This window comes from Streptosporangium sp. G12 (assembly GCF_052983175.1).
Window position 1 is genome coordinate 81,839 of the sequence record NZ_JBRIQO010000013.1, and the last position, 26,669, is coordinate 108,507.

General features: G+C 69.5%; 30 protein-coding genes and 1 riboswitch. Of the genes, 15 read left to right on the forward strand and 15 right to left on the reverse strand.

Annotation, left to right across the window (positions count from 1 at the left end; all coding sequences use genetic code 11):
* Positions 1-139: 139 nt before the first annotated feature.
* From ACVCAG_RS20660 to ACVCAG_RS20685, 6 genes are all read left to right on the forward strand, one after another.
* Complete coding sequence (locus tag ACVCAG_RS20660; protein ID WP_440081444.1) at positions 140-787, forward strand: class II aldolase/adducin family protein; 648 nt, start codon at positions 140-142, stop codon at positions 785-787.
* A gap of 63 nt (positions 788-850) precedes the next feature.
* Complete coding sequence (locus ACVCAG_RS20665; RefSeq protein WP_440081445.1) at positions 851-2,071, forward strand: DUF4032 domain-containing protein; 1,221 nt, start codon at positions 851-853, stop codon at positions 2,069-2,071.
* A 144-nt stretch (positions 2,072-2,215) separates the two neighbouring features.
* A complete protein-coding gene (locus ACVCAG_RS20670; protein WP_440065748.1) occupies positions 2,216-2,596 on the forward strand; it encodes a roadblock/LC7 domain-containing protein in 381 nt (126 codons plus the stop codon).
* A gap of 4 nt (positions 2,597-2,600) precedes the next feature.
* Positions 2,601-3,494, forward strand: a complete 894-nt coding sequence (locus ACVCAG_RS20675) for a hypothetical protein (RefSeq protein ID WP_440081446.1) — start codon at positions 2,601-2,603, stop codon at positions 3,492-3,494.
* 52 nt (positions 3,495-3,546) lie between these two features.
* Positions 3,547-3,933 (forward strand): roadblock/LC7 domain-containing protein, encoded by a 387-nt coding sequence (locus tag ACVCAG_RS20680; protein WP_440081447.1) that lies wholly within the window; start codon positions 3,547-3,549, stop codon positions 3,931-3,933.
* A 12-nt stretch (positions 3,934-3,945) separates the two neighbouring features.
* Positions 3,946-4,317: a hypothetical protein gene (locus ACVCAG_RS20685; protein ID WP_440081448.1), complete on the forward strand. Its 372-nt coding sequence runs from the start codon at positions 3,946-3,948 to the stop codon at positions 4,315-4,317.
* Between the two features lie 137 nt (positions 4,318-4,454).
* Here the strand turns inward: ACVCAG_RS20685 and ACVCAG_RS20690 are convergent, their stop codons facing one another.
* Together ACVCAG_RS20690 and ACVCAG_RS20695 are read right to left on the reverse strand one after the other, a co-directional pair.
* On the reverse strand, positions 4,455-5,282 hold the full coding sequence (locus ACVCAG_RS20690; protein WP_440081449.1) for a hypothetical protein: 828 nt from the start codon (positions 5,280-5,282) through the stop codon (positions 4,455-4,457).
* Between the two features lie 267 nt (positions 5,283-5,549).
* Positions 5,550-5,700, reverse strand: a riboswitch (cyclic di-AMP (ydaO/yuaA leader).
* Between the two features lie 365 nt (positions 5,701-6,065).
* Positions 6,066-6,938, reverse strand: a complete 873-nt coding sequence (locus ACVCAG_RS20695) for a DUF4253 domain-containing protein (protein WP_440081450.1) — start codon at positions 6,936-6,938, stop codon at positions 6,066-6,068.
* Positions 6,939-7,199: 261 nt separating this feature from the next.
* On the opposite strand from ACVCAG_RS20695, the gene ACVCAG_RS20700 reads away from it, so the two are divergent.
* Together ACVCAG_RS20700 and ACVCAG_RS20705 are read left to right on the forward strand one after the other, a co-directional pair.
* Positions 7,200-7,985 carry an IclR family transcriptional regulator domain-containing protein gene (locus ACVCAG_RS20700; protein ID WP_440081451.1) on the forward strand — a complete coding sequence of 262 codons (786 nt, stop codon included), beginning with the start codon at positions 7,200-7,202 and terminating at the stop codon, positions 7,983-7,985.
* A 42-nt stretch (positions 7,986-8,027) separates the two neighbouring features.
* Positions 8,028-8,981 (forward strand): PfkB family carbohydrate kinase, encoded by a 954-nt coding sequence (locus ACVCAG_RS20705; protein WP_440081452.1) that lies wholly within the window; start codon positions 8,028-8,030, stop codon positions 8,979-8,981.
* Between the two features lie 68 nt (positions 8,982-9,049).
* Here the strand turns inward: ACVCAG_RS20705 and ACVCAG_RS20710 are convergent, their stop codons facing one another.
* The 3 genes from ACVCAG_RS20710 to ACVCAG_RS20720 all read right to left on the reverse strand — a co-directional run bounded on the left by ACVCAG_RS20710 (position 9,050) and on the right by ACVCAG_RS20720 (position 11,294).
* Entirely contained in the window at positions 9,050-10,345 is a 1,296-nt protein-coding gene (locus ACVCAG_RS20710) for a TolB family protein (RefSeq protein WP_447190113.1), read from the reverse strand.
* Positions 10,342-10,842, reverse strand: coding sequence for a SigE family RNA polymerase sigma factor (locus tag ACVCAG_RS20715; RefSeq protein ID WP_440081454.1), 501 nt, complete (start codon positions 10,840-10,842; stop codon positions 10,342-10,344). Before ACVCAG_RS20715 ends, ACVCAG_RS20710 begins: the two co-directional genes overlap by 4 nt.
* Positions 10,843-10,976: 134 nt before the next feature.
* Positions 10,977-11,294 carry a hypothetical protein gene (locus ACVCAG_RS20720; RefSeq protein WP_362687523.1) on the reverse strand — a complete coding sequence of 106 codons (318 nt, stop codon included), beginning with the start codon at positions 11,292-11,294 and terminating at the stop codon, positions 10,977-10,979.
* Positions 11,295-11,460: 166 nt separating this feature from the next.
* On the opposite strand from ACVCAG_RS20720, the gene ACVCAG_RS20725 reads away from it, so the two are divergent.
* Positions 11,461-11,745, forward strand: coding sequence for an antibiotic biosynthesis monooxygenase (locus ACVCAG_RS20725; protein ID WP_440081456.1), 285 nt, complete (start codon positions 11,461-11,463; stop codon positions 11,743-11,745).
* A gap of 98 nt (positions 11,746-11,843) precedes the next feature.
* On the opposite strand, the gene ACVCAG_RS20730 is transcribed toward ACVCAG_RS20725, so the two are convergent.
* Positions 11,844-12,884 (reverse strand): aldo/keto reductase, encoded by a 1,041-nt coding sequence (locus ACVCAG_RS20730; RefSeq protein WP_440081457.1) that lies wholly within the window; start codon positions 12,882-12,884, stop codon positions 11,844-11,846.
* 163 nt (positions 12,885-13,047) lie between these two features.
* Here ACVCAG_RS20730 and ACVCAG_RS20735 point away from each other — a divergent pair, with 163 nt between their 5' ends.
* The 3 genes from ACVCAG_RS20735 (at position 13,048) to ACVCAG_RS20745 (ending at position 15,485) form a co-directional block, all read left to right on the forward strand.
* Entirely contained in the window at positions 13,048-13,677 is a 630-nt protein-coding gene (locus ACVCAG_RS20735; protein WP_440081458.1) for a TetR family transcriptional regulator, read from the forward strand.
* A gap of 361 nt (positions 13,678-14,038) precedes the next feature.
* Positions 14,039-14,962: a GNAT family N-acetyltransferase gene (locus tag ACVCAG_RS20740; RefSeq protein ID WP_440081459.1), complete on the forward strand. Its 924-nt coding sequence runs from the start codon at positions 14,039-14,041 to the stop codon at positions 14,960-14,962.
* Between the two features lie 148 nt (positions 14,963-15,110).
* The gene (locus ACVCAG_RS20745) at positions 15,111-15,485 is read left to right on the forward strand and encodes a DUF427 domain-containing protein (protein WP_440081460.1); all 375 of its coding nucleotides are present in this window, start codon (positions 15,111-15,113) and stop codon (positions 15,483-15,485) included.
* A gap of 197 nt (positions 15,486-15,682) precedes the next feature.
* Here the strand turns inward: ACVCAG_RS20745 and ACVCAG_RS20750 are convergent, their stop codons facing one another.
* The 6 genes from ACVCAG_RS20750 to ACVCAG_RS20775 all read right to left on the reverse strand — a co-directional run bounded on the left by ACVCAG_RS20750 (position 15,683) and on the right by ACVCAG_RS20775 (position 21,660).
* Positions 15,683-16,045 (reverse strand): hypothetical protein, encoded by a 363-nt coding sequence (locus tag ACVCAG_RS20750; RefSeq protein ID WP_440081462.1) that lies wholly within the window; start codon positions 16,043-16,045, stop codon positions 15,683-15,685.
* Between the two features lie 53 nt (positions 16,046-16,098).
* Positions 16,099-19,206: a CARDB domain-containing protein gene (locus tag ACVCAG_RS20755; protein WP_440081464.1), complete on the reverse strand. Its 3,108-nt coding sequence runs from the start codon at positions 19,204-19,206 to the stop codon at positions 16,099-16,101.
* Between the two features lie 134 nt (positions 19,207-19,340).
* Positions 19,341-19,793 (reverse strand): NUDIX domain-containing protein, encoded by a 453-nt coding sequence (locus tag ACVCAG_RS20760; RefSeq protein ID WP_440081465.1) that lies wholly within the window; start codon positions 19,791-19,793, stop codon positions 19,341-19,343.
* Positions 19,794-19,871: 78 nt separating this feature from the next.
* Positions 19,872-20,549, reverse strand: coding sequence for a methyltransferase domain-containing protein (locus ACVCAG_RS20765; protein ID WP_440081466.1), 678 nt, complete (start codon positions 20,547-20,549; stop codon positions 19,872-19,874).
* A gap of 86 nt (positions 20,550-20,635) precedes the next feature.
* Positions 20,636-20,842 (reverse strand): DUF397 domain-containing protein, encoded by a 207-nt coding sequence (locus ACVCAG_RS20770; RefSeq protein ID WP_440081468.1) that lies wholly within the window; start codon positions 20,840-20,842, stop codon positions 20,636-20,638.
* Positions 20,833-21,660 carry a Scr1 family TA system antitoxin-like transcriptional regulator gene (locus ACVCAG_RS20775; protein ID WP_440081469.1) on the reverse strand — a complete coding sequence of 276 codons (828 nt, stop codon included), beginning with the start codon at positions 21,658-21,660 and terminating at the stop codon, positions 20,833-20,835. The genes ACVCAG_RS20770 and ACVCAG_RS20775 overlap by 10 nt, the downstream gene beginning before the upstream one ends.
* A gap of 433 nt (positions 21,661-22,093) precedes the next feature.
* Between ACVCAG_RS20775 and ACVCAG_RS20780 the strand changes: the two genes are divergently transcribed.
* On the forward strand, positions 22,094-22,453 hold the full coding sequence (locus tag ACVCAG_RS20780) for an ATP-binding protein (protein WP_440081470.1): 360 nt from the start codon (positions 22,094-22,096) through the stop codon (positions 22,451-22,453).
* 90 nt (positions 22,454-22,543) lie between these two features.
* On the opposite strand, the gene ACVCAG_RS20785 is transcribed toward ACVCAG_RS20780, so the two are convergent.
* On the reverse strand, positions 22,544-23,122 hold the full coding sequence (locus ACVCAG_RS20785; protein ID WP_440081472.1) for an SbtR family transcriptional regulator: 579 nt from the start codon (positions 23,120-23,122) through the stop codon (positions 22,544-22,546).
* Positions 23,123-23,248: 126 nt separating this feature from the next.
* On the opposite strand from ACVCAG_RS20785, the gene ACVCAG_RS20790 reads away from it, so the two are divergent.
* Positions 23,249-23,653, forward strand: coding sequence for a nuclear transport factor 2 family protein (locus ACVCAG_RS20790; protein WP_440081473.1), 405 nt, complete (start codon positions 23,249-23,251; stop codon positions 23,651-23,653).
* A 123-nt stretch (positions 23,654-23,776) separates the two neighbouring features.
* Here ACVCAG_RS20790 and ACVCAG_RS20795 read toward each other — a convergent pair whose 3' ends face one another.
* Positions 23,777-24,358 carry a hypothetical protein gene (locus ACVCAG_RS20795; RefSeq protein WP_447190114.1) on the reverse strand — a complete coding sequence of 194 codons (582 nt, stop codon included), beginning with the start codon at positions 24,356-24,358 and terminating at the stop codon, positions 23,777-23,779.
* A 193-nt stretch (positions 24,359-24,551) separates the two neighbouring features.
* Between ACVCAG_RS20795 and ACVCAG_RS20800 the strand changes: the two genes are divergently transcribed.
* On the forward strand, positions 24,552-25,838 hold the full coding sequence (locus ACVCAG_RS20800; RefSeq protein ID WP_447190115.1) for a hydroxyacid-oxoacid transhydrogenase: 1,287 nt from the start codon (positions 24,552-24,554) through the stop codon (positions 25,836-25,838).
* 24 nt (positions 25,839-25,862) lie between these two features.
* Here ACVCAG_RS20800 and ACVCAG_RS20805 read toward each other — a convergent pair whose 3' ends face one another.
* A complete protein-coding gene (locus ACVCAG_RS20805) occupies positions 25,863-26,666 on the reverse strand; it encodes an ABC transporter permease (RefSeq protein ID WP_447190116.1) in 804 nt (267 codons plus the stop codon).
* Between the last annotated feature and the right edge of the window lie 3 nt (positions 26,667-26,669).

The following is a 26,669-nucleotide window of genomic DNA, read 5'->3' on the forward strand; positions in this document are numbered from 1 at the left end:
ATTTCCCGGCCAACCGTTGACGCACGGCCGATGGGAAGGTAAAGGAACCATGCTCCCCGGTCATCGAGGGGCGACAACCGGTCTAGACCAGATAATGAGGGTTTGCCGCCTGATACCGCAACCCCCTACTTTTGGGGACATGTTGCTGGCCGAACAGCGCCGACTGCTGTGTGAGTACGGCCACCGGGCCGCCGCGACCGGACTGGTCGTCGGGACCGCGGGAAATCTCAGCGTGCGCGCGGGCGATCTGGTCGCCGTGACGCCCGGCGGCGTCTCCCTCGACCGGCTGGAGCCCGAGGCCTGCCCGGTCGTCGACATCGAGGGCCACCTCGTCGAGGGCGACCTGCGGCCGTCCTCGGAGACCCCCATGCACCTGGCGGTCTACGCGGCCACCGGCGCGGGCGCCGTCGTGCACACCCACTCCGTCTTCGGCACCGTGGTCGCCACGACCATGAGCGAGCTGCCGCCGATCCACTACAACGTCCTGCTGCTCGGCGGGACCGTCAGGGTCGCCGAGTACGCCACCTACGGCACCCCCGAGCTCGCCGCCTCCGTCAGGGCCGCCCTCAAGGACAGGCGTGCCGCGCTGCTGGCCAACCACGGCGGGGTCACGATCGGCGACGACCTGGACGGGGCCTTCGAGGCGACCCGGCTGCTGGAGTGGCTCTGCGAGGTCTACGTACGGGCCAGGAGCGTCGGCGAACCCCGCGTGCTCACCGAGGAGCAACTCGCCGCGGTGGTCCGGCGCGCCTTCGACCCGCCCACCTTCCCCCGCCGCGAGGACTGACCACGGCACGACCACCTGTCCGACCGGCACACCGCCGGACTTCCCGTCGCGAGGACTGACCGCATGCCCCTCCAGCTCACCGGCGCCCCGAGCGATCCGGACCTCATCCGCCTGCCCTGGGACGTCCCGCTGGAGCAGTGGCCCGAGCACCGGCTGGTCTCCCTGCCCCGCGGCATCTCCCGGCACGTGGTGCGCTTCGCCCGCCTGTCGGGCAAGGTGTACGCGATCAAGGAGATCAGCGAGTACTACGCCAAGCGCGAATACCGCCTGCTGTGGGATCTGAGCCGGATGGACACCCCGTCCGTCGAGCCGGTGGCCGTGGTCACCGGGCGGACCGACGCGAACGGCGAGCCGCTCGACTCGGCGCTCGTCACCCAGCACCTGCAATTCTCCCTGCCCTACCGCGCGGTCATGTCCGGGACGGTCCGGCCGGAGACGCTGAACCGGCTGCTCGACGCCCTGGCCGTGCTGTTCGTGCGGTTGCACATCAGCGGCTTCTACTGGGGCGACTGCTCGCTGTCGAACGTCCTGTTCCGCCGGGACGCGGGCTCCTTCGCCGCCTACCTGGTCGACGCCGAGACGGGCGAGCTGCACCCCATGCTCAGCGAGGGCCAGCGGCTGTACGACATCGACGTCGCGCACACCAACATCTTCGGCGAGATGCTCGACCTGGAGGCGGGTCAGCTGCTGCACCCCTCCATCGACCCCGAGCAGATCGCCGACTCGGTCGTCCGCCGCTACCACCGTCTCTGGAGCGAGCTCACCTCCGACGACATCATCGACGAGGTCGACTGGCACATGATCGACCAGCGGATCCGCCGGCTGAACTCCCTGGGGTTCGACGTCGCGGAGATGATGGTCCGCCGCAAGGCGGGCACCGGCCGGCTCATCGTCCGGCCCAAGGTCGTGGACGCCGGGCACCACCAGCGCAGGCTGTTGCGGCTGACCGGACTGGACGTGGAGGAGAACCAGGCCAGGCGCCTCCTCAACGACCTCGACTCCTTCCGCGTGTCGCACGGCCTCCGCCACGAGGACGAGGCGATCGTGGCCCACCGCTGGCTGGCCGAGGTCTTCCAGCCCACGGTGCTGGCCGTGCCCCAGGAGCTGCGGGGCAAGCTGGAGCCCGCCCAGTTCTTCCACGAGGTGCTCGACCACCGCTGGTACATGTCGGAGGAGGCCGGGAACGACGTCGGCCTGCCCGCCGCGGTGAATTCCTATGTGAAGAACATTCTTGTTTTCAAGCCGGACGAAAAGGCACTCATCACCGACGACCCAACGGGTTGATTTCCACCCAGGGTATGTAACTTCCTACTCGGTTGGAGAATCGTATGCCTTCTCCTATCAAAGCCCTAGCCAGGAAGTTCGGTTACCGAGAGGTGTCCCTACGCTGACCGGGCGACGCTTGAAGTCGCTGGCGAGGGAGAGCACGTGCTCGGAATCGAAGACTGCCTCACCGAGGTAATGGCCATCCCCGGTGCCCTGGACGCGATCCTCATCGATCAGACCAGCGGGACCGCGGTGGCCACCGGCGGCGCGAGCCGCCACGCCGACGTGGAGAGGTCGGCCGCGGGGCTGAGCGAGACCCTGCGCGCGACGCTCGACGGGCTCGCCCTCGCCTCGCCCGGCGGCACGGTCCGGATCAACGACATGATCATCACCACGGACGGCGGCCACCATTTGCTGCGGCCGCTGGAAACGCTTTTCGACGGCCCTCTGGTCATTTATGTCAGGCTCGATCTCGAACGCTCGAACCTGGCACTGGCCCGCCACCGTCTCCAGGCCCTTTCCGGCCGTCTGATATCGACGTGAAATCATGCCGAACGTCGAGAACATCCTCAGCGGGCTCGCCGGCGACCACGCCACCGGCTCCCTGCGACTCGGCAAGGCGGGGATCATCTACCTCACCGACGGTCGCGTGACCTATGCCGAGAGCGCGGCGGCCCCCCGGCTGGAGGACCTGCTGGGCGCCTGCCGCGGGATATCCGCCCACGCCGTACGGCAGGTCAGGCAGGCCGCCACCCGCCGGCCACCGGACGCGCGTACCCCCCAGCCGTCGGGGGGCGAGCAGCTGGTCGCGCGGGGCCTGCTCACCAGGGGGGAACTGGAGTTCTGCGTGCTGAGCGCGGTGCTCGACGCCGCGTACTTCCTGCTGCAGGCCACCGGGCACCGGCCCAGGTTCCGGCGGGGAGAGCGGCACTGGCTCGGACCGCAGTGGTACTTCGACGCGACCGGCCTGCTCCGGGAGTGCGAGCGAAGGAAGGCGCAGTTGGAACAGACCTGGCCGTCCGCGGAGCTGGACACGCTCCCGGTCGTCCCGCTGGGGCGCATCAGCGCCCAGCGGGTGGTGCTGAGCTCGCTCCAGTGGGAGGTGCTCGTCGGCGCCGACTCCACGGCGACCCCGGCCGACCTGGCGCGCAAGCTGGGCCGTCCCGCGTACTCGGTACTGCTCGCCGTACGGCAGCTCGCCTCGTCCGGGCTGCTCCGCCTCCCGGAGCCCGCTCCGGCAGAGGCCCCCGGGGCTCCCGGGGCTCCCGGGGCTCCCGAGGCGCCGGCGCCGCTGCCCAGGCGGACGAGGGGTGCCACGGAGATCCCGGCGGCCGGTACGGGTTCTCCGGAGACGTCGCAGTGGCTTCCCAGGGCGAACGGGGACCCGGCCGACGTCAGTCTGCTCATCCGGCTCAGGAACGCATTGGAGGCGATGACTTGAGCCCGGTCACATGCCGATAAGGCTGCGGACGCTGAAGCTGATCGGAAGGAGGATGCCGGTGGAACTGCGTGAGGAGATACGGCGCGAGATGGCGGCGCTGCGAGAACGCGTACCCGACGTGAACGGGAGCATCGCGTGCAGCGTCGACGGTCTGACGATAGCGAGCGACCTGGAGAGGGACACCGAGCAGACCGGGGCGCTCTCCTCCGCGGTGCTGGCCCTCAGCCGCCGGATGACGAGCATGGCCGGCAAGGGCACCTTCGAGGAGACGTTGATCTCCGGCACCAACGGCTACGCGGCGTTCTACGCCGCCGGACCCAAGATCGTCCTCACAGTCCTGGCGCGCCCGGGGACCAACCTCGGGCTGCTCCGGCTGGAGGGCCGCAAGACGGCGGCCAGACTGGCCGCCGCCGGTTCGCGCACATCGATACCCCAGTGATCGGAGACAGCAATGGGCAACATGGACATCTCGCTCAAGGAGATGATGGCGATCGACGGTGCCGTCGGCGCGGTCGTCGTCGACTACAACAGCGGGATGGCGCTGGGCGCGCTCGGCGGGTCCAAGGACCTCGACCTCCAGATCGCGGCCGCGGGTAACACCGAGGTCGTCAAGGCCAAGATGCGGACCATGGAGTCGCTCGGCCTCAAGGACGGCATCGAGGACATCCTCATCACGCTCGGCACGCAGTACCACGTGATCCGCCCGATCGCCGGCCGGAGCGGCAAAGGGCTGTTCCTCTACCTGGCTCTCGACCGGAACCGGGCCAACCTCGCGCTCGCGCGGCACACCCTGCGCGGCATCGAGGAGAAGCTCGAAGTCTGATCCTCCGGTGCGGTCCGCGCCCCGGGAGGCACGGACCGCACCGGAGTCCTCTCAGCGTCCTCCCGGAGTCCTCCCGGAGCCCTCCCGGAGCCCTTTCGGAGCGTTCCCGGAGGACTCCGGAGGGCGGCGGCTCCGGCTCAGCCCTTCCCCGCGCCGATCTCGGCGGCGCGGGCACCGGCGACGGCCACGCCGGCCGGGGCGTGCCAGGAGGCGGACTCGACCATGACCTTGGGCTTGCCGGTCCACGGCCGCACCGCGGCGCTCACCGGCTGGGTCTGCACGCCTATCCCCAGTTCCTGGGCCTTGGCGAAGACGACCGTCGGAGGCTTGGCCGGGCTGGTGTCCCTGCGGCTCCAGGCACCGGTGGAGAACGCGACGGGGTGGTTCTTTATCCCCGTACCGTCACCCCACTTGGTGACCACGTACTTGATGTCGATGTGGCCCATCCCGCCGTTGCCGTCCACGCCGAGCGTGCTGGCGTTGAACGTTCCACCGGTCAGGTCGGCGAAGGTCTTGGCGTCGATGTCGATCATGATGCCCTGGTTCGAGGGGGAACCGGGGCCGCGGTCGCCGACGAAGAACTTGGCCTTCTTGCCCTTGTAGATGAGGTAACCCTCGGTGAGCAGGGGCCAGCTCGGGCTGGCGATCATGCCCTTCTGCATCGGCCGGCCGCTGGCGGGCAGACCGGTGTCACCGGCCCGGCCGGAGGAGTCGTCCCAGAAGTAGGAGGCCGTGGTCGCGCCCTGGAGGAGGACGGACTCGGCGCTGGCCTTCGCCACCCCGACCTCGGGGTCGGCGGTGGCGGCGAAACAGGTGGATGCGGGCAGCGCCACCGCGACACCGGTGGCGGCGAGGACGCTCGCGCCGACCAGAGCGGCGGCGGCGAGGCGGCTTCCGCGGGGCTTGTTCTTCTGCCAGGTGAACTTGCTCAGGCCGTTCTTGTGCAAACCAAGGAAGGGGCGCATGGAGAAAAGGCTCTTTCGCGAGGGAACGGGGCAGCCACGTGCGACACACCGAAGGGGTGCACTGGCGGGGACGCGCTCGTCGGAAAAGGGGGCGTAGCCGGAATCTCAGGCAATCGCTACGCGGAGCACGATCTGGAAGGTGCCGCGATCAGGCGCGGCGAGAAGGTCCGGGGGGAACGGGGGATGTCGGCGGAAGGGGGGAAAAGTTCAGGTGGTCGGCACGGACAAGGGCTGCACCGACGTGGTAACGCGGTGATCCATGAGGGGATCTCCTCTCCATCTCGTCTACCGGGTTAGCTGACGGGTTCGGGCGGTGGAGTTGCCCTACCGCCGCGTGGTCGCGGCGGATTCACCCCGGAAAAGTGGTTCCCCGGCTCCGGGGCCCCTGCGGGCCCTCGGGATTCGACGTCGGCCGGCCGCTCCCTCTTGTGAAGGGCAGGTCGCCTACCGATGACTGTGGACACTACCCACCAAAACCGGACAAAGCAAAGCAAACACCATGAAAACCCCAGAAGATCTACCTACAAGCTTCAAGGAAGCCTCATCGATCGCCCCGTCAGGCCAACACCCGTCCTACCAGCACGGATGTCTCCCCCATCTCGGTGTCCAGCCCCGAAACCCCGTCCCGGGCCCCGTTCCAGGGCCCCGCGCCCGGAGATCCACGCGGCGGAACGCCGCCTCGCGAGCCCTCCCCAGGCCGGCCGATCCCTTTCCGTAAAGGTTCACTCAAGGGGAGCCCGCCCCGCGGGTCGTCCCCGGCCGACCGGTCCCGCCCGGCCCCGCTCAGTCCCACCAGAACGACCAGGCGTTCCTGCCCTTGATCTGCTCGGCGTAGTCGATGAGGTTCCCCGCCCCCTGGATGATGCTGTCGGGACAGAACGTCCAGTGCTCCGCGGCGACGTGCAGGGCGTGCTCGGAGGTGGTCGGGGGCGCGGCGACGCTGAGGTCGAGGGTGTTGAAACCCATGCCGACCACCCGCACCCCGAACCTGTCCTCCCAGCTGCGCACGACGGCCGCGAGCGGGACCATCCACTCGTTGTGGTTGAGGGCGCCCTGCCAGCCCATGACGGCGAGGGCGTCGGCCCCGCGCTCGACCGCGACGAGCCCGAGCGGGGTCCTGCGCTCGGCCACCAGCCCGGCGTACCAGTCGGCGACCACGCCGGGGTCTGCGGCGAGCCTGCCCGGGGGGGCCGGGCCGGGGCACTCGGGTCCGAAGGGCTCGAGCAGTTCGAGCTGGTCGAGGTTGGCCTTGGCGATCCAGTCGGACCACACCTCGGCCATGAACGCGGCGGCGTGGTAGTTGTCGATCTGACCGGCCGTGTCCGGGGCGATCTGGCCGGCCGACCAGGGCTGGACGGAGTCCTCCAGCAGCACCGGCCACAGGCCCGACCGCTCGTGCTGGGCCCTCAGCCGCGCCCAGTACTCGCCGGAGACCGCCACCTCGCTGAGCCAGAACGCCGGACGGCGACGGACGGCGAGCTGGGCGTAACCGGGGTCGGGCCACACCACGTCCCCCGGCGGCAGCTCCACCGAGAGCCTCCTGCCCCTGCCCCCGCCGGTCCCGTCGCCGCCCTCGCTCCCGTCGGCTCCGTCGGCTCCATCGGCGAACAGCTGGCCCAGAACTGGCGGAAGTCGCTCACTCTCACAATCGCTCATCTCTACCGATCCGATCCTGACCACGGACCAATTTTGGCCTGTCAACCATCCCGAGGGACAGTTCTGCCCTGGTCCAGGCAAAAATTATCGGTAGTGGGGAGAAACGGAACCGGGTGGGTGCCCGTCCTCCACCGTCCGTCCGGCCGGCCAGGCGCGGTTTGTTGTGCAGTGCAGAACGTTGTGCTGCAAAGTGGCCGCAGGGCGGGGTACTCGCCTACCTTGACCAGGTATTCGATTGCCGGATCACATTGGGAAGCCGCGATGAGTGAGCCCGCTCCGGAACGCAACCGGTCGGCCTCGCTCCGACGCGCCCTCGCCGTCCTCGCGCACGTACGCGACCACGCGGGTGCGGGCCACGGCCTGTCGCTCACCCGGCTCGCCGAGGCGCTCGACCTGTCCAAGAGCACGGTGCTCCGGTTGACCGCCCCGCTCATCGAGGCCAGGCTCCTGGAGCGCGACCGCAGGAGCGGCGCATACCGGCTGGGCAGCGGCGCCCTGCACCTCGGGCAGGCCTACCTGTCCACCCTCGACCTGCGGACGGTGGCCGCCGAGGAGTCGCACCGCCTGATGGCGGAGACCAGGGAGACCGTCCACCTCGTGGTCTACGATCCGCCCGACGTGGTCTACATCGACAAGGTCGAGAACGAGACCAACGTGCGCATGGCCTCGCGCATCGGCAGCCGCAACCCCGTCTACCGCACCGCCGTGGGCAAGGCGATCCTCGCCTGGCAGCCGGAGGAGGCCGTCGAGGAGATCGTGGCCGCCGGGATGCCGCACGTCACCCGGTACACCATCACCGACGCCGCGCGCCTGCGCGCCGAGCTGGGCCGGATCCGGCAGCGGGGCTACTCGGTCGACGACCGCGAGAACGAGCCCGAGGTGCGCTGCGTCGCGGCGCCGATCTTCAACCACAACGACGTCGCCACCTCGGCGATCTCCATCTCGGGCCTCACCTCCCGGATCACCGCCGCGCGGGTGCGAGACCTGGGTCCCCTGGTGGCCGAGACGGCCCTGCGCATCTCCAGAAAGCTCGGGTCGACCCGATGACCGACGAAGCCCGCCCGCCGACTCCCTAAGGACCCGTTTTCCATGACTGATCTGGTAACGCTCGGTGAGAGCATGGCGCTGTTCACCGCGCGGCGCACCGGCCCGCTCAGGCACGCCCGCGACTTCGGGCTCGGCGTGGGCGGCGCGGAGTCGAACGTGGCCATCGGCGTCGCCCGCCTCGGCGGGCGCGCGGCCTGGATCGGCAGGGTGGGCGCCGACGAGTTCGGCGAGCTGCTGCGCTCGACGCTGGCCGGCGAGGGCGTCGACGTGCGGGGGATGCGGGTCGATCCCGAGGCGCCCACCGGCCTGATGATCAAGAGCAGGCGCACGGCCGAGACGGTCGACGTGCGCTACTACCGCTCGGCGAGCGCCGGATCCCGGCTGCGCCCCTCCGACCTGGACGTCTCGCTGATCCGCTCGGCACGCGTGCTGCACGTCACGGGCATCACGCTCGCGCTGTCGGCGTCCGCCGCCGAGGCGGTGCGGGCCGCGATCGCCGAGGCTCGCGCCGCGGGCGCGATCGTGTCGATGGACGTCAACTACCGCCGTGCCCTGTGGACGCCCGCCGAGGCCTCCGCCGCGCTGCGCGAGACCGTCGCCTCCGTGGACGTCCTGTTCGCGACCGAGGCCGAGGCCCGGCTGGTCGTCGAGGGGGACGACCCGCTCACCCTGGCCGGAGCCCTGTCGGCCCTCGGCCCGCGCCACGTCCTCATCAAGCGCGGCGCCCTCGGCGCGATAGAGCTCTCCGACGGCACCGTACGGCACGCGGAGCCCTACCGGGTCGTCGAGCTCGACCCGGTGGGCGCCGGGGACGCCTTCGCCGCGGGCTGGATCGCCGAGACCCTCGCCGGGGCGGCCCCCGAGCGGCGCCTGGCCACGGCCGGCGCCGCGGGAGCCTTCGCCGTCACCGCCGACGGCGACTGGGAGAGCCTGCCCCGCCGCTCCGACCTGGACCTGCTGCGCCCGGCCGACACGGTGGACGCGGTCAGCCGCTGAACCGGGCCCTTCCCGGGAGCGGCGGCCCGCGGTGCGGGGCGGGACGCCGGGCCCGTGGCGACGGCGCCTTAGTCGATCTTGCTGAGGTCGATGACCACGCGCTGGTCCCCGAGCCGGTAGCTGATCAGCCGTTCACCGCTCATCCCGGCCCCCGGCCCCGGTATTTGCAGGCCGTTCTTGCCGGGACGGACCCCGAAATCGCCGGATCTGCCGGTGACCAGATCGTGCAGGAGGGCACCCTCCGACTTCCTCTCCTTGCGGTAGGTCGAGCTCTGGAAGCGGCCCACGAAATCGCCGGACGCATGGGCCGGGACGAACGGCAACTCCTTCTCCCGGGAACCGTCGCGCAGCCGGTGGAAGAACCCGCCGCCGGCCTTCCTGCCGATGCACGCGGTCAGCCCGCACTGCACGTCGAGCTCACCGGGGTTGACCACTGCCGTGCGTTTCTCCCCGGTCTCCACGTTGAGCAGTTCGGCCAGGGCCGTCAATTCGGCGGAGGTCGTCTCTTCGAGGAAGTCGAACATCCCGGCCGTACCGACCCACGGCCAGCGCATGACGTGATGTCTCTCCGCGCCCGCGACGGGCTTCACCGCCCCGCCCCCGAGGGGGACGGTGAAGACGCCGTCGCTCTCCCTGAAGGAGAAGGCGATCCTGCCGTCGCCGGTCACGGCCGGCGGGTCGAGAGCCTCGTCCGCGTCCTCCTCGCCGTTCCGGTGCGAGGCCACGAGCCGGGCCTCGCCGCCGGCGAGCGGGGCCGCCCACAGATCTGCGAGCTTCTCGTCACCGATGTTGCGAGTCGTCCACCAGACCACCTGTCCGGCGCCGATGGTGAAGTCGAAGGCGAACGTCACCGTCCCCTTCGGCGTGGGAATGTCGGTGATCTTGCGGATTTTCGCGCTGTCCATGTCGTAGGCGTAGAGGGCGTCGGACTTCTCCAGACTCGACCAGGTCCCGGTGAGCAGCGTGTGGTCGTCGATGAAGGCGTGCGGCCGGAGTTCGCGCCCGTCGGGCAGCAGGGCCGGGATCTTCCTGACCGCCTGCGGCCAGACCTTCTCGACAGGGTCCGGGATCTCGGACACCTCGCCCGGAAGGCGCGGCTCCGCGGTCCCGGCGCTCGACACGGCCGTCGGGTCCGCCGCCGTCGGGTCCGGATGGTTCGCGGCGCCGCGTACCGCCACCGCGAGCCCACCCGCCACCACCGCCACGGCGAGGGCCGCGGCGGCGGTGGCCAGGGCCCGCGCGCGCGTCCCGCGACGCCGGGAACGGGCCACGATGTGCGCGGACAGGCTGCTCGGCGCGTGCGGCGCGCGCTCGGAGGCGTGGCCGAGGGCACTGCGGAGGTTGGCTTCCAGGTCGTCGTTCATCGGGTGCTCCCGTTGGCCGCTGCGGGATGGGGTACGGCGGAGCGAAGCCTGTTCAGGCCGAGCGACGCGTGACTGCGGACGGTCCCCCGGGAGATGCCGAGAACATTGGCGATCTCCACGTCGGTCAGCTGCTCGTAGTACCGCAGGACGAGCACGGCCCGCTGCTTGCGGGGCAGACCTTCGAGCGCCCGCCACAACCCCTGTTCCACGTCGGAGGGCAGCACGTCCAGATGGGCCCTTTCCGGAAGGTCCCAGGTGAGCCGCTCGCGACGGCGCAGCCGCCAGGTGCCGATGTGCAGCCGAGCCATGATCATCCTGGTGTAGTTCTCCGGATCGTGCTTGCGGCGCACCCGGGACCACGCCCGATGCAGCCGGACCAGCGCCTCCTGGGTGAGATCGGCCGCGTCGTGAGGGTCACCGCTGAGCACGTAGCCGTAACGCAGCAGTGCATCCGCCCGCTCAGCGACGAAGTCCGCGAAACGGGATTCGTCGTCCAATTGCCTTCGCCTTTACGAGTCCGTCACAGCTTTCCGGTTCCGTCACAACTCAGACGGACTCGGCGGCGAAACTGTTGAATCCGGCGGCGAAAGACGTCGCCGTCCACCCGCTCCCCGCGGTCTGCCACGGCCCGCTAGAGCTCGAAGAGCACGAGCCGATGCCGTGCCGCCATTTCCAGCACCACGCGGCACACCTCTCCTGCCCGGGGGAAGACGGCGTTCATCAGCACGAAGTCCTCACCCACGGTCAGCGGCTCGGACCATGGCGAGGTGCCGTAGTTCTCGGCGGTCAGGTCCGGGAAGAGCGCCGTCAGCTCCTCGTAGAAGGCCGCCACCTCCGGGCGCGGCTCACCGGGGGCGGCTCCGCTCTCGTCCCAGGCGAGATACCTGAGAAGGGCCTCGCGTGCGGTGATCGGTTCGGTCCCGAACCAGACTCCGAGATCAAAGCTCACACCACGTCCTCGTTCTCGCCTCGCCTGCCCGGCCGTCGAATCCTACGTGCCCGGCGGACGCCTGATATGCGCGAACGGTACGGAAAGATCGGCGCCTGCCAAGCCCGCCGGTCACCCGGTCGCGCGTGACGGCGGTTCTGTCGGTGGCGGACCGTACCCTGACGTCATGATCATTGTCTCAGGCTGGATCCGGGTCGACCCCGATGCCCGTGACGGCTACCTGCGGGGGTGCGTGAGCGTGGTCGAGCAGGCTCGCGCCTCGTCCGGCTGCCTCGACTTCACGCTCGGCGCCGACCTCGTCGACGCCGGCCGGATCAACGTCTACGAGCGGTGGGAGTCGGAGGAGACCCTCGACGCCTTCCGGGGCTCCGGGCCGGGCGACGACCAGGAGGCGGCGATCCGCGACGCCGAGGTGGCGCGCTACCAGATCTCCGGTGTCGGCCCCGCCTGACCCGGCGGGCTCTTCCCCCTTACGAATCCCCCTTACAAATGCCGGCGTCCTCATCCAGGCCGGACCGTTCCCCCGCGCCCGTCACCCGAGGCGGCGCGTCAGGCCAGGTTTCCGGCCGGGGTCCGGCCCTGGGCGGACCACTCCTGGATCCAGTTCGGGTAGGCGACCGGCGGCCGGCCGGCCTCGTCGAGTTCGGCGAGATCCTGCTCGGTGAGCGTCAGGTCACCGGCGGCGATGTTGTCCGTGAGCTGTTCCGGCTTGCGCGCGCCGACGATGACGCTGGTGACGGCGCGCTGGGCGAGCAGCCAGGCGATCGCGACCCGGGCGGGGCTCACCTCGTGCCGCGCGGCGACGGTCCGCAGCACGTCGAGCACCGTGAAGCCCTTCTCCTCCTCGAACGGCACGAAGTCGAAGCCGTTACGGGCCCGGCGGGAGTCCTGTTCGGTGGTCGCCCCGCCTCGGTCGAACTTGCCCGTGAGGAATCCGCCGAGAAGCGGTTGCCACACCGTCAGGCTCAGCCCCGCGTCCTCCGCCAACGGCACCAGCTCACGCTCGACGTCGCGCGTCGCCGGTGAGTACTGGATCTGATTGGCGACGAACCTCGCCTGGTTGTGCAGCGCGGAGATGCCCAGCGCCTTGCTGACCTGCCAGGCGGCGAGGTTGGAACAGCCGATGTAGCGGACCTTGCCCTGTCGTACCGCGTCGTCGAGCGCGCTCAGCGTCTCCTCGAGCGGCGTCAGGCGGTCGTAGTTGTGGATTTGATAGAGATCGATGTAGTCGGTCCGCAGCCGGCGCAGGCTGTCCTCCAGGGCCCGCATCACGTGCAGACGGGAAAGCCCCTGGTCGTTGGGTCCCGGCCCGACCGGAGCGAACAGCTTGGTGGCGAGCACCACGTCCCGCCGTCGCCGTCCGACCGCCCGGCCGAGCATCTCCTCGCTCTCGCCGTCGGCGTAGACGTCGGCGGTGTCGATGAAGTTGATCCCGGCGTCGAGTGCCGTGCCGACGATCCGATCCGCTTCCTCCTGCCCGAGTGCCCCGAGGTTGTGGAACACCGGGTGGTCCTTGCCGCCGAACGTCATCGCGCCCAGGGAGATCTCCGAGACCCAGACCCCGGTACGTCCCAGCAGACGATATTTCACCAGCTACTCCTTCGCGTGTACGTCCGGTCCACGGCAGTCGGCCGGGCATCCCGCACCCGTTCGGTCGCTACGTCCGGACACTGTGTCCGAAAATTACGCTACACGATGTCCGGACGAGGTGTAGCGCGCCGTTCGCCGCCGAGCGACGACCTAGGATCCGGATATGCCTTCGATTACTCGACGACGCACCGCGAGCGTCGGCCGTCCCACCTCGGCCGAGGCGGAGATCCTGGCCGCGACGCAGCGTCTCCTGATCAACGGCGCGAACTTCACCGAGCTCGGCGTGCAACAGATCTCCACTGAGGCCGGCGTCGCCCGCTCGACCTTCTACAGCCACTTCCGCGACAAGATCGACCTGCTCATGCGTCTGGCCACCGAGCTCATGGCCTCCTCGTTCGACCTCACCTCGGCGTGGGACCCGTCGGACGGCGCCGAACGTCTCGCGGACGCCTTCCTGCGGGTGGTGGAGGTCTACCGGAAACACGCCGCCGTACGGCAGGCGATCGCCGAGGTCGCCACCTACGACGCGACCGTGCGTGACTTCTGGAGCAGGGAGGTCAACCAGTTCACGGACTGGACGATCGCGATGCTCCGCGCCGAGCAGGACGCGGGCCACGTCCCCGCCGACCTCGACCCGGTGAGCGCCACCCGGGTGATCGTCATGGGCGGCGAACGGGCCCTCGTCGACCATGTCACCGCCGGGGATCCCGGCGACGACGCCGCGTTCGCCCGCGAGATGGCACTGACCTGGTGGTACGGCGTCTTCCGCCGCCCGGCGGACCACGGCAGGTAAACGCTTCAGAGCAGGCGAACGCTTCAGGCGCGAGTCGGCCGCACGCGTCGAGGGGTGTCCGTATGGCCGCCTCGACGACGGCCCGCCGATTCCCTGTCCGGCGTTCGAGCACAAGCCCCGCGGGCGCGCCTTCTCCTGGGTGGCCCTGCCGGTACCTGCCCGCTCAGGGCCTGCTTCGAGCCCCGTGAACGAAGCTCAGGGTGATGTGCTGGATCGTGGCCGCCGGCCACGGCCCCACCCCTTGACGCGTTTTCCCTTCGGAAGGCTCGCCGCATGCCCGGGAAACCCCTCGGGAGGACTGTCGCGACCAGGGCTCCCCCTGCGGCGAATCTCCATATCGAGACTGAACAGAGAATTTCCCGTGAGTGATCAGAAATACCAGATACGCCCCATGGGCCCGCAGGACCTTTCCCGTGCCGTCGAATTGTTGAACGAGACGAGCGCCCACGATGTCCGCCACGTTCTCCTGTCGGAGCTGGCCGGAAACTCGGCCCCCGCGCCTCTTCTCGCGATTGTCGCCGCAAGAGCGGACGCCGTCGTGGGTGCGGCGAAACTCACGGCGGATCCCGTGTTTCCCGAAACCGTCTCGGCTTTGGTCTCCGTCGACGCGGGCGCCGGGGGTCTCGGCGTCGGCTCGGCACTCGCCGAGCGGGTGGAGGCCGGGCTGCGACTCCTGAAGGGCGGAACGGCGACCTGCTCGATCCGGGACGATCTGCCTCGCGGGCGCGCGTTCGCGGAACGTCACGGCTTCACGGTCGCGCATCACAGCCTGGGTTTCCGCTTCGACCTGACCGGCTCCGGGTACTCGCTGGCCGCGCGGGCGGCCGAGACGGCCGAACGAGCCGGGGTGCGCATCCGGAGAGCGACCATGGCCTCCGAAGAAGACCTCATCCTTGAGTGCTTCACACGTTGCAGGATCGGGCTTCCCCTCCCCTACGGAAACCGCCCTGTCGACGTTCGCGCACGACTTCTGCAATTCCCACCCGGGAGCGTGTATCTGCTTGCCGATTCACCCGATGCCGGGTCCGTCCGGCACAAGGGTATGAGCATCCTGATACCGCAGGGGCGAAGTTGGTACGTGCGTTTCACCGGCACCGATCCCGACTTCCGGGGACAGGGAGTGGCAACCGCCGTGAAGGCGGGTTCACTTCTGTACGCCCAGCGGACCGGGGCCGAAAGCGTCACCACCCACAACGACGAATCCAACACGCCGATCATCCGTGCCAACAAGGCACTCGGCATGGTGCCGGACGTCGGATACTGGAGCCTGTTGCGTGATCTGTGAACGATGCGCGGAAGTGTCCGGCCCATGTTCACCCTGGGAACTTGAGGGCGCGGGGGCGCGGGGGGCGCGAGGGCGCGGGGGCGCGGGGGGCGCGAGGGCGCGGGCACACCGGTCCGGCAGACTGGACATGACAGAAAGGGGTCCCGCCATGACCGACAAGCCCATCCTGCAGCCCAGCCCCAGTCATCCGATCACGATCACGGCGAACCCGGCCCGGGTCGTCGTCTCGGTGGGGGGCCAGGTGGTCGCCGACTCGCGGCGCGCGCTGACGCTGCGGGAGGCGGCGTACCCGCCGGTGCAGTACGTCCCGATCGCCGACGTCGACCGCTCGTTGCTGGAGCGGACCGACACCGCCACCTACTGCCCGTTCAAGGGCGACGCGAGCTACTACACCGTCACGGTGGACGGGAAGCAGGCGGTGGACGCGGTGTGGTTCTACGAGTCGCCGCACCCGGCCGTCGCCGAGATCAAGGACCATGTCGCCTTCTATCCCGACCGGGTCGACTCCATCGTGGTCGAGTAGCCACCGCCTGGACCCGATGCGCTTTCCCGGTGCTCCCTGTGCTCCGCGTCTCCGGTGTCCCGGTGTTTCCTGGGTTCCCGGTGTTCCCGGTGTCCTCGGCGTTCCCGGTGCGAGACCTTTTCCGGGAACCGGGAACACGGCCGGGCCCGAGCGGCGGCCTGTGCGGACCGCCGCTCGGGCCGGTAAGGCACTGCCGGTCAGCTCCGACCGAGCAGCGCGTCGAGGACGGGGTCGTCCACACCCTCGACGGCGGTGGGCGGAGCGTCGGTGACGGCGTCGTCGGTGGCGAACCGGATCGCCTCGGTGAACGTGGGGAAGCAGTGCTCCGTTCCTGGCTCGTCCAATCCTCCGATCACATCGACGACGCAGTTGTTGGCGGGGGTGGGGGCGGGTTCCCCGGGTGTCGCGGCGGCCCCGCCGGTGCCGGGACGAGGGCGATCAGGGGCAGAGCCGTCCATGACCGATTCCATCCCCAGCAGGAGCGCTTGGAGCAGACGCCGGGCGGCGGGCCGGTTTCCCAGTGCCGCCCACTGTGCGGCGGTCAGATCCCCACGACTCACCCGGAGACCATTTCAGAAGTGGATCATTCATATGATCCACTTCTGAAACAGGCCTAGTAGACCTCGCTCCTGTTGTTGACGATCTCGTCGAGCAGGGCGGTGGTGTCGGCGTAGCGCTGGGCCGTCGAGCTGTTGACCGGCAGGTCCAGCGTGGCGAAGCCGTACCGGACGGCCTGTCCGACCGTGGTCGTCCCGAGCGCGCGGGTGAGCCTGCTGTCGATCTTCGTCGAGGCGTTGATCTGCCGCGCGGCCAGGTCGAACAGAGTCGCCAGCAGCTGGAACCTGGCGGGACCAGGCTGTGAACCGCCGGCCGAGAGCACCGCGTCGGCCTCGGTGTTGTCGAGCGCCCCGTTCGCGGAGCTGTCGAACTGCTGGTAGGTGGCCTGGACCCGGGCCAGCAACTCGGCTGTGCGGGCCTCGGGGTGGGTCTTCCAGTAGCCGTGCGAGCGCGGGTCACGGGTCGGCGTGACCTCGGTGATCGTCGTGGTGGCCGACGCGGCCACCGGCTCGTAGGTGCAGCCGTTGGCGTTGCCGTACGCCACGGAGGCGTGGTCGGTCAGCTTGTCCCCGGCGACGAACAGCAGGCTGGGCCTGGCCGTGAACTGCACCGACTGGTCACCGCTCGCGGCCAGCTCGCCCAGCGACCACGTCAGCGTCGTCGTCCCGTCGGCGTTGCGGGTGACCCCGGTCGGCTTGGGGCCCGTGCCCTGGTCGAGGGCCTGGCTGTAGTAGACCTCCTTGGGGAGCGTGTCGGTCAGGACGACGCCGGTGGCCTTGCCACTGCCGACGTTGGCGACCTTCAGGTCGACCGTGATCGCCTCGCCCGCGTTGACCGTGGCGGTCGCGCGCTTGTCCAGGGTGAGCTTGGGCGCGTGGACCTTGGTCGAGGCGGTCGCGGAGTTGTTCGCCGTGTTGGCCTCGGCTCCACCGGCGAGGTCCTTCGCGGTCACCTCGGCCTTGTTGGTCAGGACCTTCGCGTCCTCGGTGTCGCAGGGGACCTCATAGGTGAATGCCTCGGTCTTCGTGCCGCCTGCGCCGAGCTGCCCGACCTGACGCGTCTGGACGTCGCCGGCCGGCGGGGCGTCCTTCACGCTTGTCTGGGTCGCTGCGCCTGTGCCGATGTTGTCCAGCTTGACCTGATAGGTGAGGGTGTCGCCGGGCTCGGCGTCGGCCTTGTCGACGGTCTTCTCGATGGCCAGGTCGGGGTTGTAAAGGTTGAAGAAGGACATCTCCTGCCGGATCGCGGTGTCGAAGGTCAGTTCCGGCTCCACGTCGCCCCCGGCGCCTCCGCAGGTGGGCGCGCCCGCGGGCCAGGCGCTGCAGGCCCAGCCGACGCGGTCGGGGGACTGCGCCCTGAACCTGATCGCGGGCCAGTCCTTGTGGTCCGTGAGCGTGGTCAGGCCGTCCGCGTCGTTGATGTTCACCGGCTGGTTCGTCGTGTCGATGATCGGGACGTTGGTGCCGGCCGTGCGGTTGTCGTTCCAGTTGAGCGGCCCGTTGCCGGCGCCGGCTCGGATCACGGGGTCGCCGCCCGGGTTGGCGACGTTGGGGGCCCACCAGAACGTCCAGTCCGTGCCGTCGCTGATGCCCGCTGTCTCGTTCAGCCCGCCTTCGACCAGCTGGGGCAGCCCGCCGTCGGACAGGTCCAGCCGCACTGCGCCCACCCTCCAGTCGCGGAACTCGTCGACCAGCAGCGGCGGCGCGCTGTTGGGGATGCCCGTCTGGAAGAAGTAGTTCATGACGCTGAGGTAGTTGGGCTTGTTGTTGACGTTCTCGTTGCCGCCGTGCCGCAGGGCCATGGCGTGGAAGAGCTCGTGCAGGATGGTGCCGGCCTGGTCCTGGTCGGTGCCGACATTGGCGTCGACATCGCCCGTGCCCCGGGTGAGCACCTGCACGTCCGTCGTGTGGGCGCTGGTGGTGTCGCACCTGCGGTTGTCGCCGACGTGGATCTGGGTTCCGGTGGTGACGTCGTCTCCGGCCGCGGTCGTCTGCAGCATGCCGTCGCCGCCGTAGTCGGCGGTGAAGTCGGCCACGCACATGGTCCGCCAGTCGCCGAGAGTGACGATGAAGTCCTTGTTGTTGTCACGGACGGGTTCGCAGCACTGGCCGGAGGTTCCGACGGCGTTCAGCAGGCGGTGCGCGAAGATCCCGTAGTGCGCGTAGGGGGCGAGCTCGGCCGGGAAGTTGGCGGTGCGCGCATTGCGGAAGTCATTGGTGTTCAGGCCCAGCTGGGCCTGTTCGGCCAGTTGCGCGCCCTCCCGGTAGATGAAGTCGATGCCGTCCTGACGCGTCCCCGGGTAGGGGCAGGGACTCGTGGCCGCGATGGGCGCGTCCTCCAGGGCGTTCTTGACCAGGGCGATCGCGCCCGCCTTGGGCTCGTGCGAGTGCCTGGTGGCGGGGGCGGCGTCCTCCATGTGGTCGAGCTGCAGGATGACCGTCTTGCGGCACGGGTCGGCGCCGAGCGCGGGCAGGTCGACGAGCACGTCGCCGGCCGCGTTCCTGATGCCGGACAGCTCGATGAGGTCCGGGATGCCGTCGAGGTCGGTGTCCGGCATCTCGGCGCCGGCGGTGATACCGATCTTGGTGATCCGGCCGTCGTTGTTGCGGGGGATGCCATGGTCGCCGTCGCCCTGGATGCAGGACTGGCCCTTGGCCGTCCGGCCGTCGGACCGGACGCACGGGGTGCCGAAGACGAGCTGGTCGCCCGAGAGTGTGCCCGAGCGCAGGTCGTAGGTGAGGTTCAGCTCCCAGTCCTCGTTGTTGGGGCTGATGTCCATCCGGTCGGAGTTGGAGTTGAAATCGCTGTCGTAGTCCCACATCGCGACCGTGATGTCCACGGTGGGCTTGTCGCCGGGCCAGTTCTCGTAGGTGAAGGTCCAGCCGCCGGGCGCCTCGGGCAGGCCGCGGGGCTCGAACTCGTCGTCCTCGATGCGGGGGCCCGTCACCAGCGGGCCATCGGCGATCTTCACCCTGGGGAAGTAGTCGCCGTCGCCCACCCCTCCGCTGTCAGGGTCCTCGACCTGGAAGAGGTACTCGATCTCAAAGATGATCTTGATGCCGGGGGGCGCCGCCGCCGCAGGAGTGGCGATGAGCGGTATGGAGGCCAGGAAAAGCGCCAGCATCGCCGCGAATGACAGACCGGCCTTCGTTCTTAAGCCCATGACGTTCTCCCCTGGAGTGCTGCCAGAAGAGCATCGTCCGTCGTGGGCCGGTCCGGCGCCTGAGTACCCCCGTACCCAAATCTCACCGGTCGCCGCCATCAACGAGTGGCTGTGATCAACTTATGAAACAGGCCTTAGATGTACTTACGCTGGATGAGGAGGCGGTGTGACTCCTGAAGCTCCGCCGGCAGGTCGTCCGGGGCGAACCATCTCGCCTCCAGGATCTCGAAATCGTCGAGCTTGAGCGTGCCGCCGGCGAACTCGGCCTCGTAGGCCACCTCCAGGCGCAGCCGGTAGCCGCTCCTCAGGCGGACCAGCTCCCCGACGTGGACCTTCAGCCCGGTCTCCTCCCGCACCTCGCGGCGGACCGTGTCCTCGAAGGTCTCCGACCTGTTCGCGTAGCCGGTCGGGAGACCCCACTGCCTGCCCTCCGGCCAGAAGCGGTGCTTCAGCAGGAGGACGTTGCCGTCCTGGTCGCGCACTACGCCGGTCACACCGACCATGAACGTGGCGTGCCGAAGCCAGTTGATGCGCCACTGGAGTGAGCCGCTGGTCAGCCTCCAGAGCCGGATGATCAGCTTCTTCACGGTGAGTCCCATCCGCGGGCCGGCGCCCGCCTGAAGATCAGACGCTACCCGCTCGGGCCATGGCGCCCGAGCCCGGCTTCACGAACCGTGAACGTAGTAGGAGTCGACCGCGGGCTGGCCGGTGTAGTTGGGTCCGGCGCGGTCGTCGGAGCCGAGATAGCGGTAGGGCAGCTCGACGACGCGCCGGCCCCGGCAGGTGATCCGGCGACGCCGGGGGTCGTAGTCCAGCCCGGCCTCCCGCAGCGCCGAGGCCAGCCGGCGCCCCGCCGGCACGCCGTCCTCGACGAGGACGCTCCGGGTGTCGAGGTTGCCGACGAGCAGGCCGTCCTCGGCCAGCCAGCCGGCGGCCCGGGACAGGACACCGAGTTTGTCGCCCACGTAGTGCAGACCGTGGACACAGGTGATCAGGTCGAAAGGTTCCTCGGGCTCCCAGCCGGTGATCGAGACGGTGACCAGCCGCAGCCTCGGCGGGCGCGACGGCCCGGCGAAGAAGTCGACCAGGTCGACACCGACGATCTCCACCTCGTCCCCGAGGTGTCGGGAGGCCTCGAAGAGAGCACGGGCCGAACCGCAACACAGGTCGAGCCAGCGCACCCGCCGCCCGGTCGGAGTCCGCTCACGCAGGACCTCCAGCACCTCGATGCCCAGCTCCCGGCCGTACCCGTTGGAACCGGTCAGCCCTCGCTCCCGGTTCATCACCCGGTTCGCCACCACCGACGAGCGCTCCAACGCCTCGTCATCGAGCAGTTCCGCCAAGGGGGCGCACTCCCTCTCGTCGGTCGCCGCATCTGTCCGGTGGAAGCTGAACCGGTTCTCGACGGCGCCGGGTGTCGTGTTTCCCGTCAGGTCAGTCGGTCGAACTCACCGATCTTGACGCCATCGACGAAGGTTCGCCACTCGGCGGGGGTGAAGAGGAGCTTGGGGCCACGAGGGTCCTTGCTGTCGCGAACCGCGACCACACCCGGCAGGTTGGCGGCGATCTCGACACACTGGCCACCGTTGTCTCCGGAGCGCGACGACTTCCGCCACACAGCGGCGCTCAGGTCCATTCCTGCCTCGCTTCCTCGATCATTTTGAGGGACATGCGGTCAGGATAAGCCCATCGACGTATGGATTCATATCTGTTCCATATCGAGGTCACGGAATCCTGGTCGGTCGTGACGTGCCCTTCGATCGACGAATCCACATGGATGGTGTCCGGTTGACCGTTCGGGAGTTCGGCGATCATAAAAGCGCCCAACATACCTGCGGTGCAATCCGGATCGACGACTTGAACGGCGAGCGTAGGCCGCTGGGCGGCCTCCAGCAGGTGGCCGAGTTGTTCCCGCATCACCTCGGGGCCGTTGACGCGACGACGAAGGACGCCCTCGTCGATGAGGACCAGGAGCATCGGGGGGTTGTCCTTGTCGAGGATTCTCTGACGGCGCAGGCGAGCCTGGACACGCTCTTCCACCTCGTCGGGAGTGGCGCGGGGGCCATGAGTGAAGAGGTGCCGGGCGTAGGACTCCGTCTGCAGCAGACCTGGGACAAGTAGGGGATCCCAGGAGCGGAGGACGAGGGCGGCGGGTTCTATTTCCTCGGCCCAGCCGATGAACCAGGCCGGGCCGCTGGGGCGGGCGACGATGTGTCGGCGCAGGTCCGTGAAGTGCGTGCTGCCGTTGGAGCCGAAGAGCAGGTCGAGCCGCTCGGCGTCGGATCTCGACGGCGTGCGGGTGGCGGACTCCAGGCGGCTCACCTGCGTCTGCGTGCATCCCAGGCGTGAGGCCACTGCGCTCTGGGACAGTTGCGCGGCCTCGCGCAACCGGCGCATCTCGGCCCCGAAACGCGCGTGCGGAGATCCGGGCTCCGGGGAGGTCTCGACGCTCATCGCATTCCTCCTGAAATAGAGAAAAACGGCCTTTTGGGTTAATGGGCGATGTCAGCTCTTGGTATCGACAGGCCGGCCGTCGGCATTTTCAGCTATCTCTCGGATTACCGATCCGGTTATGTCCTCACCTCTCATGAGGGCAATCTAATCACACGTCCTCTCGGTTCGACAGGACGGAAAAGAAAGCATCCCATCGCCTTTAACCAGGGACGAGACGAGTGATGAATGACCAGAACGGCGACCTTTCACGCCTCGATCGCGCTCGCCGGAGGCACTCGGAGGACAGGAGCGTGACGGCGGTGACCGTGTGAGATCCGAAAAGGAGACCGCGGGGAAAGAGGACGGCTGTCCTGGACATCACGGTGACGGAGCTGCGACAGCGCCGTGGGCGGGTGGGCCGTACGGCGCGTGGCGGAAGGTGTTTCCCGGGCGGGTGGAATCCGTTCCGGAGGCTCGGGCCTGGGCGCGCGACCTGCTGATCGGGCGGGTCGGAGCTCCGGTGCTCGACGACGTGCTGCTCCTGCTGAGTGAACTGGCCACGAACGCCGTGGCCCACTCCGACTCCGGGCGTACGGCGGATGGACGGGTGACCGTCTACGTGGCGCGTACCACCACGACGGTTCACGTGGAGGTCACCGACGACGGGTCGGCCGCGAGCGCGCCCGCCGTGCGCGTGCCGGAGGCGGACGACGACGGCGGGCGGGGGCTGTGGCTGGTGGAGATGGTCGCGGCCGGATGGGGTTCGCACCGCGACGACGCGGGCGGGTCGGTCTGGTTCCGGGTGCCGGGGTAGATCCGCGCACCCGGCCACTCGAAGGTGGTGGGGTGCGTACGGACACCTCCCCGTCATTACGGCGAGGGGAGCAAGGGGGGCGCTGGGGGCTTACAGTGCCATGCCGTGGCGCAGGATCCGTAACAGCCGTCGCGCATGGCTCGCGTCGGCGCCGGCGACGGCGGCCGCACCTGTCAGGGCCAGCAGGTCACCTACCGCGAGGTCGGATCGGACGGCGCCGTCCTCCTGCGCCCTGAGGAGCAGAGCCTCCGCGGTCGATCTCATCGACTCATGCCAGCGATCGAACAGTTCGGTGCGCCGCTCGTTCCTGCTCTCGGTGCCCGCGAGGGCGAGGGCACGCTTGGTCGCGACGTGGACGACGAAGCCGTCCAGCCAGTCGAAGAGCGCCTCGACCGCCGACGGCTCCCGAAGCAGTGCCGCACCCCGCTCACAGAGTGCGGCGACCTCCTCCGCGTACACGGCGACGAGCAGGTCGCCACGAGTGGGGAAGTGCCGGTAGAGAGTCGCGTTGCCCACGCCCGCTCTGCGCGCGATGTCGTCCAACGCGACCTCGGGACCGTGTTCTTCGAAGAGTTCTCTCGCCGCCGACAGCAGCAACCCGGCGTTCCGTGCGGCGTCGGCTCTGCGCCCTCGCCCGGGAGTGGTCGGCCTGTCGCCCGTACGCGCCATCTGCCTGCTCCAGACTTGTTAATGGGGACTTCCCCGCTTATGGTAGTACCCGTAAACGGGGAGGTCCCCATATCGCTCACCCGGGTTGACGACGGGCCTCATCGGAGGCCTTACGGGAGGACTGCCATGGCGCTCACCGCCGAGGATCGCGTGGCCATCGCGGAGCTGATCTCGATGCACGGTCACCTGATCGACACCGGGAGACTCGACCGGCTGCACGAGCTGTTCACCGCCGACGCCGTCTACGACGTCAGTGATCTGGGTGGAGGGATCATCGAGGGGCTGGCCGCGTTTCGCGACGCGGCGCTGGCCATGGGCGAGCGTAATCCGGTCGGCCACCACGTGACGAACATCGTTGTCACCGAAACAGCCGACGATCACGTACGCGCTCTGTCCAAGGGCATCGGCATCATGGCGGACGGGACGTGCGGAAGCGTGACCTACGAGGACACGGTCTCGCGCGGCGACCGGGGCTGGCGAATCAGCCATCGCAGGGTGCTCGCGCGGCGAGCCCCTCTGGGCGCCGGATAGGAACGGCTCCACGCCCTCGCGGGGCACCCGGGCAAGCAGGCCGGCGGAACAGGTTCAGGCCCTGGTCCGCCGCCGTTCACCGTCACCACGCCGTCCTGCCCGGGGCCGGACCCCGTTCCGGGATCAGTCGTCCCAGACGGCGTTCTTCAGGATCGTGGCCAGGCCGGGGGTGGCCCACTGGTCGACGACGAGGATCTTCGACTGCGGCAGGTACCACTCGCGCTGGTTGAACGTCGACTTCTGCTCGCTGCTGCTGTACGACACACACCGGCCGGGCCAGACCCGGTAGTGCGCCCTGTGCGCCACCCCGACGTTCCGGTAGCCGACCACGACCGCCTTGCCCATGACCTGCCCGTACTTGGGGTAGGCCAGGCAGCGCTGCACGTCGGAGGCAGGGTAGTACGGGCCCTGCGTGGGGTCGTAGCGCCGGAAGCCCTCTCCCCCGCGCCTGAGCGTCTTCGGCCCCATGACCCAGAAGCTGTCACACCTGGGCTGGAAGTAGCCGCCCTCGGGCCGAGCGCAGGCACCGGTCACCACCCGGATCTGGTCCGCGGTCCCGTACACCCGCCAGGAGTTCGGGATCTCCAGCGTCAGACCGGCGCGCAGCCGGAGCAGCGCGGTGGAGGAACCCGCGGACGCGGGAAGCTGGGCCGCCAGCACGGCGGCTCCGGCCACGGCGGTCACCGCGATCGTTCTTTTCATCATGGCGGCGACGATATGGAGCCCGGCTTGTCATCGGCTTGCAGGCTTCTTGCCCTCGAAAGGCTCCAGTCGCCCTCGAAAGGCTCCAGCCCCAAGACCGGCGGGTGGGCCGGAGCGACATACCGATGGGTATGCTCGCTGACGCGGATGCCCCCGTCCGATGGCACGGGTCAGAATCGCGAGAGAGGAGCCGGACGTGTTCAGTACTCCGAGCAACCCCGAGTCCGTCTTCACCTACGGCGCCCCCGCCCTGAAGTTCGGGCCGGGCGCCTCCGCCGAGATCGGCTTCGATCTCGGGCAGTACGGCGCGCGCCGCGTCCTCGTCGTCACCGACCCGGGGGTGGCCGCGACCGGCGCGCCGCGGCGGATCGCCGAGCAGCTCGCGGGCTTCGGCATGGAGGCGGGCGTGTACGACGGCGTGCGCGTCGAGCCGACGGACGAGAGCCTGCTCGCGGCCGTCGAGCACGCCCGCGCCTCCGGCCCGTGGGACGCCTTCGTCGCCGTCGGGGGCGGGTCGAGCATCGACACCGCCAAGGCGGTCAACCTGCTCACCACCAACCCGGGCGGGCTGATGGACTACGTCAACGCGCCCGTGGGAGGTGGCCTGGCGCCGTCACGGCCGCTCAAGCCGCTGGTCGCGGTGCCCACGACGACGGGCACCGGGTCGGAGAGCACCACGATCTGCGTGCTCGACGTGCTCGATCTGAAGGTCAAGACCGGGATCAGCCACGCCCGGCTCCGCCCGGTCCTGGCGGTCGTCGACCCGGACCTGACGCTGTCCCAGCCCCCGGAGGTCACCGCCGCCTCCGGGATGGACATCCTCTGCCACGCCCTGGAGAGCTACACCGCCCGCCCGTACACCTCCTACGAGCGCAAGCGTCCCGAGGAGCGCGTCCCGTACTGCGGGTCGAACCCGGTGGCCGACATGTGGTCCGAGCGGGCGCTGCAGCTGCTCGCGCTGTCCTTCCGCGCCGCCGTACGCGACGGGGACGACAAGGAGGCGAGGGCGCGGATGGCGCTGGCGGCGACGTTCGCCGGGCTGGGGTTCGGCAACGCGGGCGTGCATATCCCGCACGCCAACGCCTACCCGATCGCCGGGCGCGTGCGGGACTTCCGCCCCGAGGGCTACCCGGGGGACGAGCCGATGGTGCCGCACGGGATGGCCGTCGCACTGACCGCCCCCGAGGCGTTCAGGTTCACCTTCGAGGCGCGGCCGGAACGGCACGTGCGGGCGGCCGAGCTGCTCGACCCGTCCGCCGCCAGGCCCGGCGACCTCGCGGAGTTCCTGCCCGGCGTGCTGGCGAGGCTGATGCGCGACGTCGGGATGCCCAACGGCATCGGCGGCGTCGGGTACACCGAGGCGGACGTCCCCGCGCTCGCGGAGGGGGCGATGAGGCAGCAGCGGCTGCTCGCCACCGCCCCGCGCCCGGTCGGCGAGGACGACGCGGCCGGGATCCTGAGCCGTTCCATCGCCCTGTGGTGAAGGCGCCGTTGGTGAGAACACCTTTCAGTGGAGCATGACGCGTGCCCACTGTCTCCTGGCCACGACGAGCCCCAGCGCTCCCATGACCAGGAGATAGAGCACGCTCACGATCAGGCCGGAGTCGATCCGGCCGAGGGCGCAGCCGCGCAGCAGCTGGACGGCGTGGTAGAGGGGCAGCAGCTCCACGATGACCTGTATCACCCGGGGGTAGACGGTGACCGGGTAGAACGTTGTCGCGAAGAGGAACATCGGCAGCAGCACCAGCTGCACGTACTGGAAGTCGTTCCACGCCCTGATGCGCGTCGTCACGGCCAGTCCCGCGCTCCCGAAGGCGAAGGCGACGAGCAGCGTCCCGGCCGCCGCGACCAGGGCGTCCGGCCAGGGGACCAGCCCGAACACGGTTATCACGAGGAGGAATCCGATCGCGGTGACGAAGCCGCGCAGCACCGCCCACGCCACCTCGCCGGCGACGATCCCGGTGAGGGACACGGGGGTGGACAGGATCGCCCGGTAGTGCCGCTCGTGGGTGAACTTGACGAAGGCGCCCTCCATCGTCTCGTACAGGGCGCTGTTCATCACCGCCGTGGCGAGCAGGCCGGGCGCGACGAACGCGGCGTAGGTGACGTTCACCCCGTCGACGTCCCCGACGAGCCGCCCGATGCCGACGCCGATGGCGAGCAGGTACAGGACGGGCTCGAAGATCGAGTACATCGCCATGGTCCACGGGTTGCCTCCGGTGTGCACCCGGAGGTTTCGGAACACCAGGAAGTGCGCGCCGCCCCAGCGGGGGACGGCGGGCGGCACCCGGTTCTCCGGGTTCTGCGGCATGTC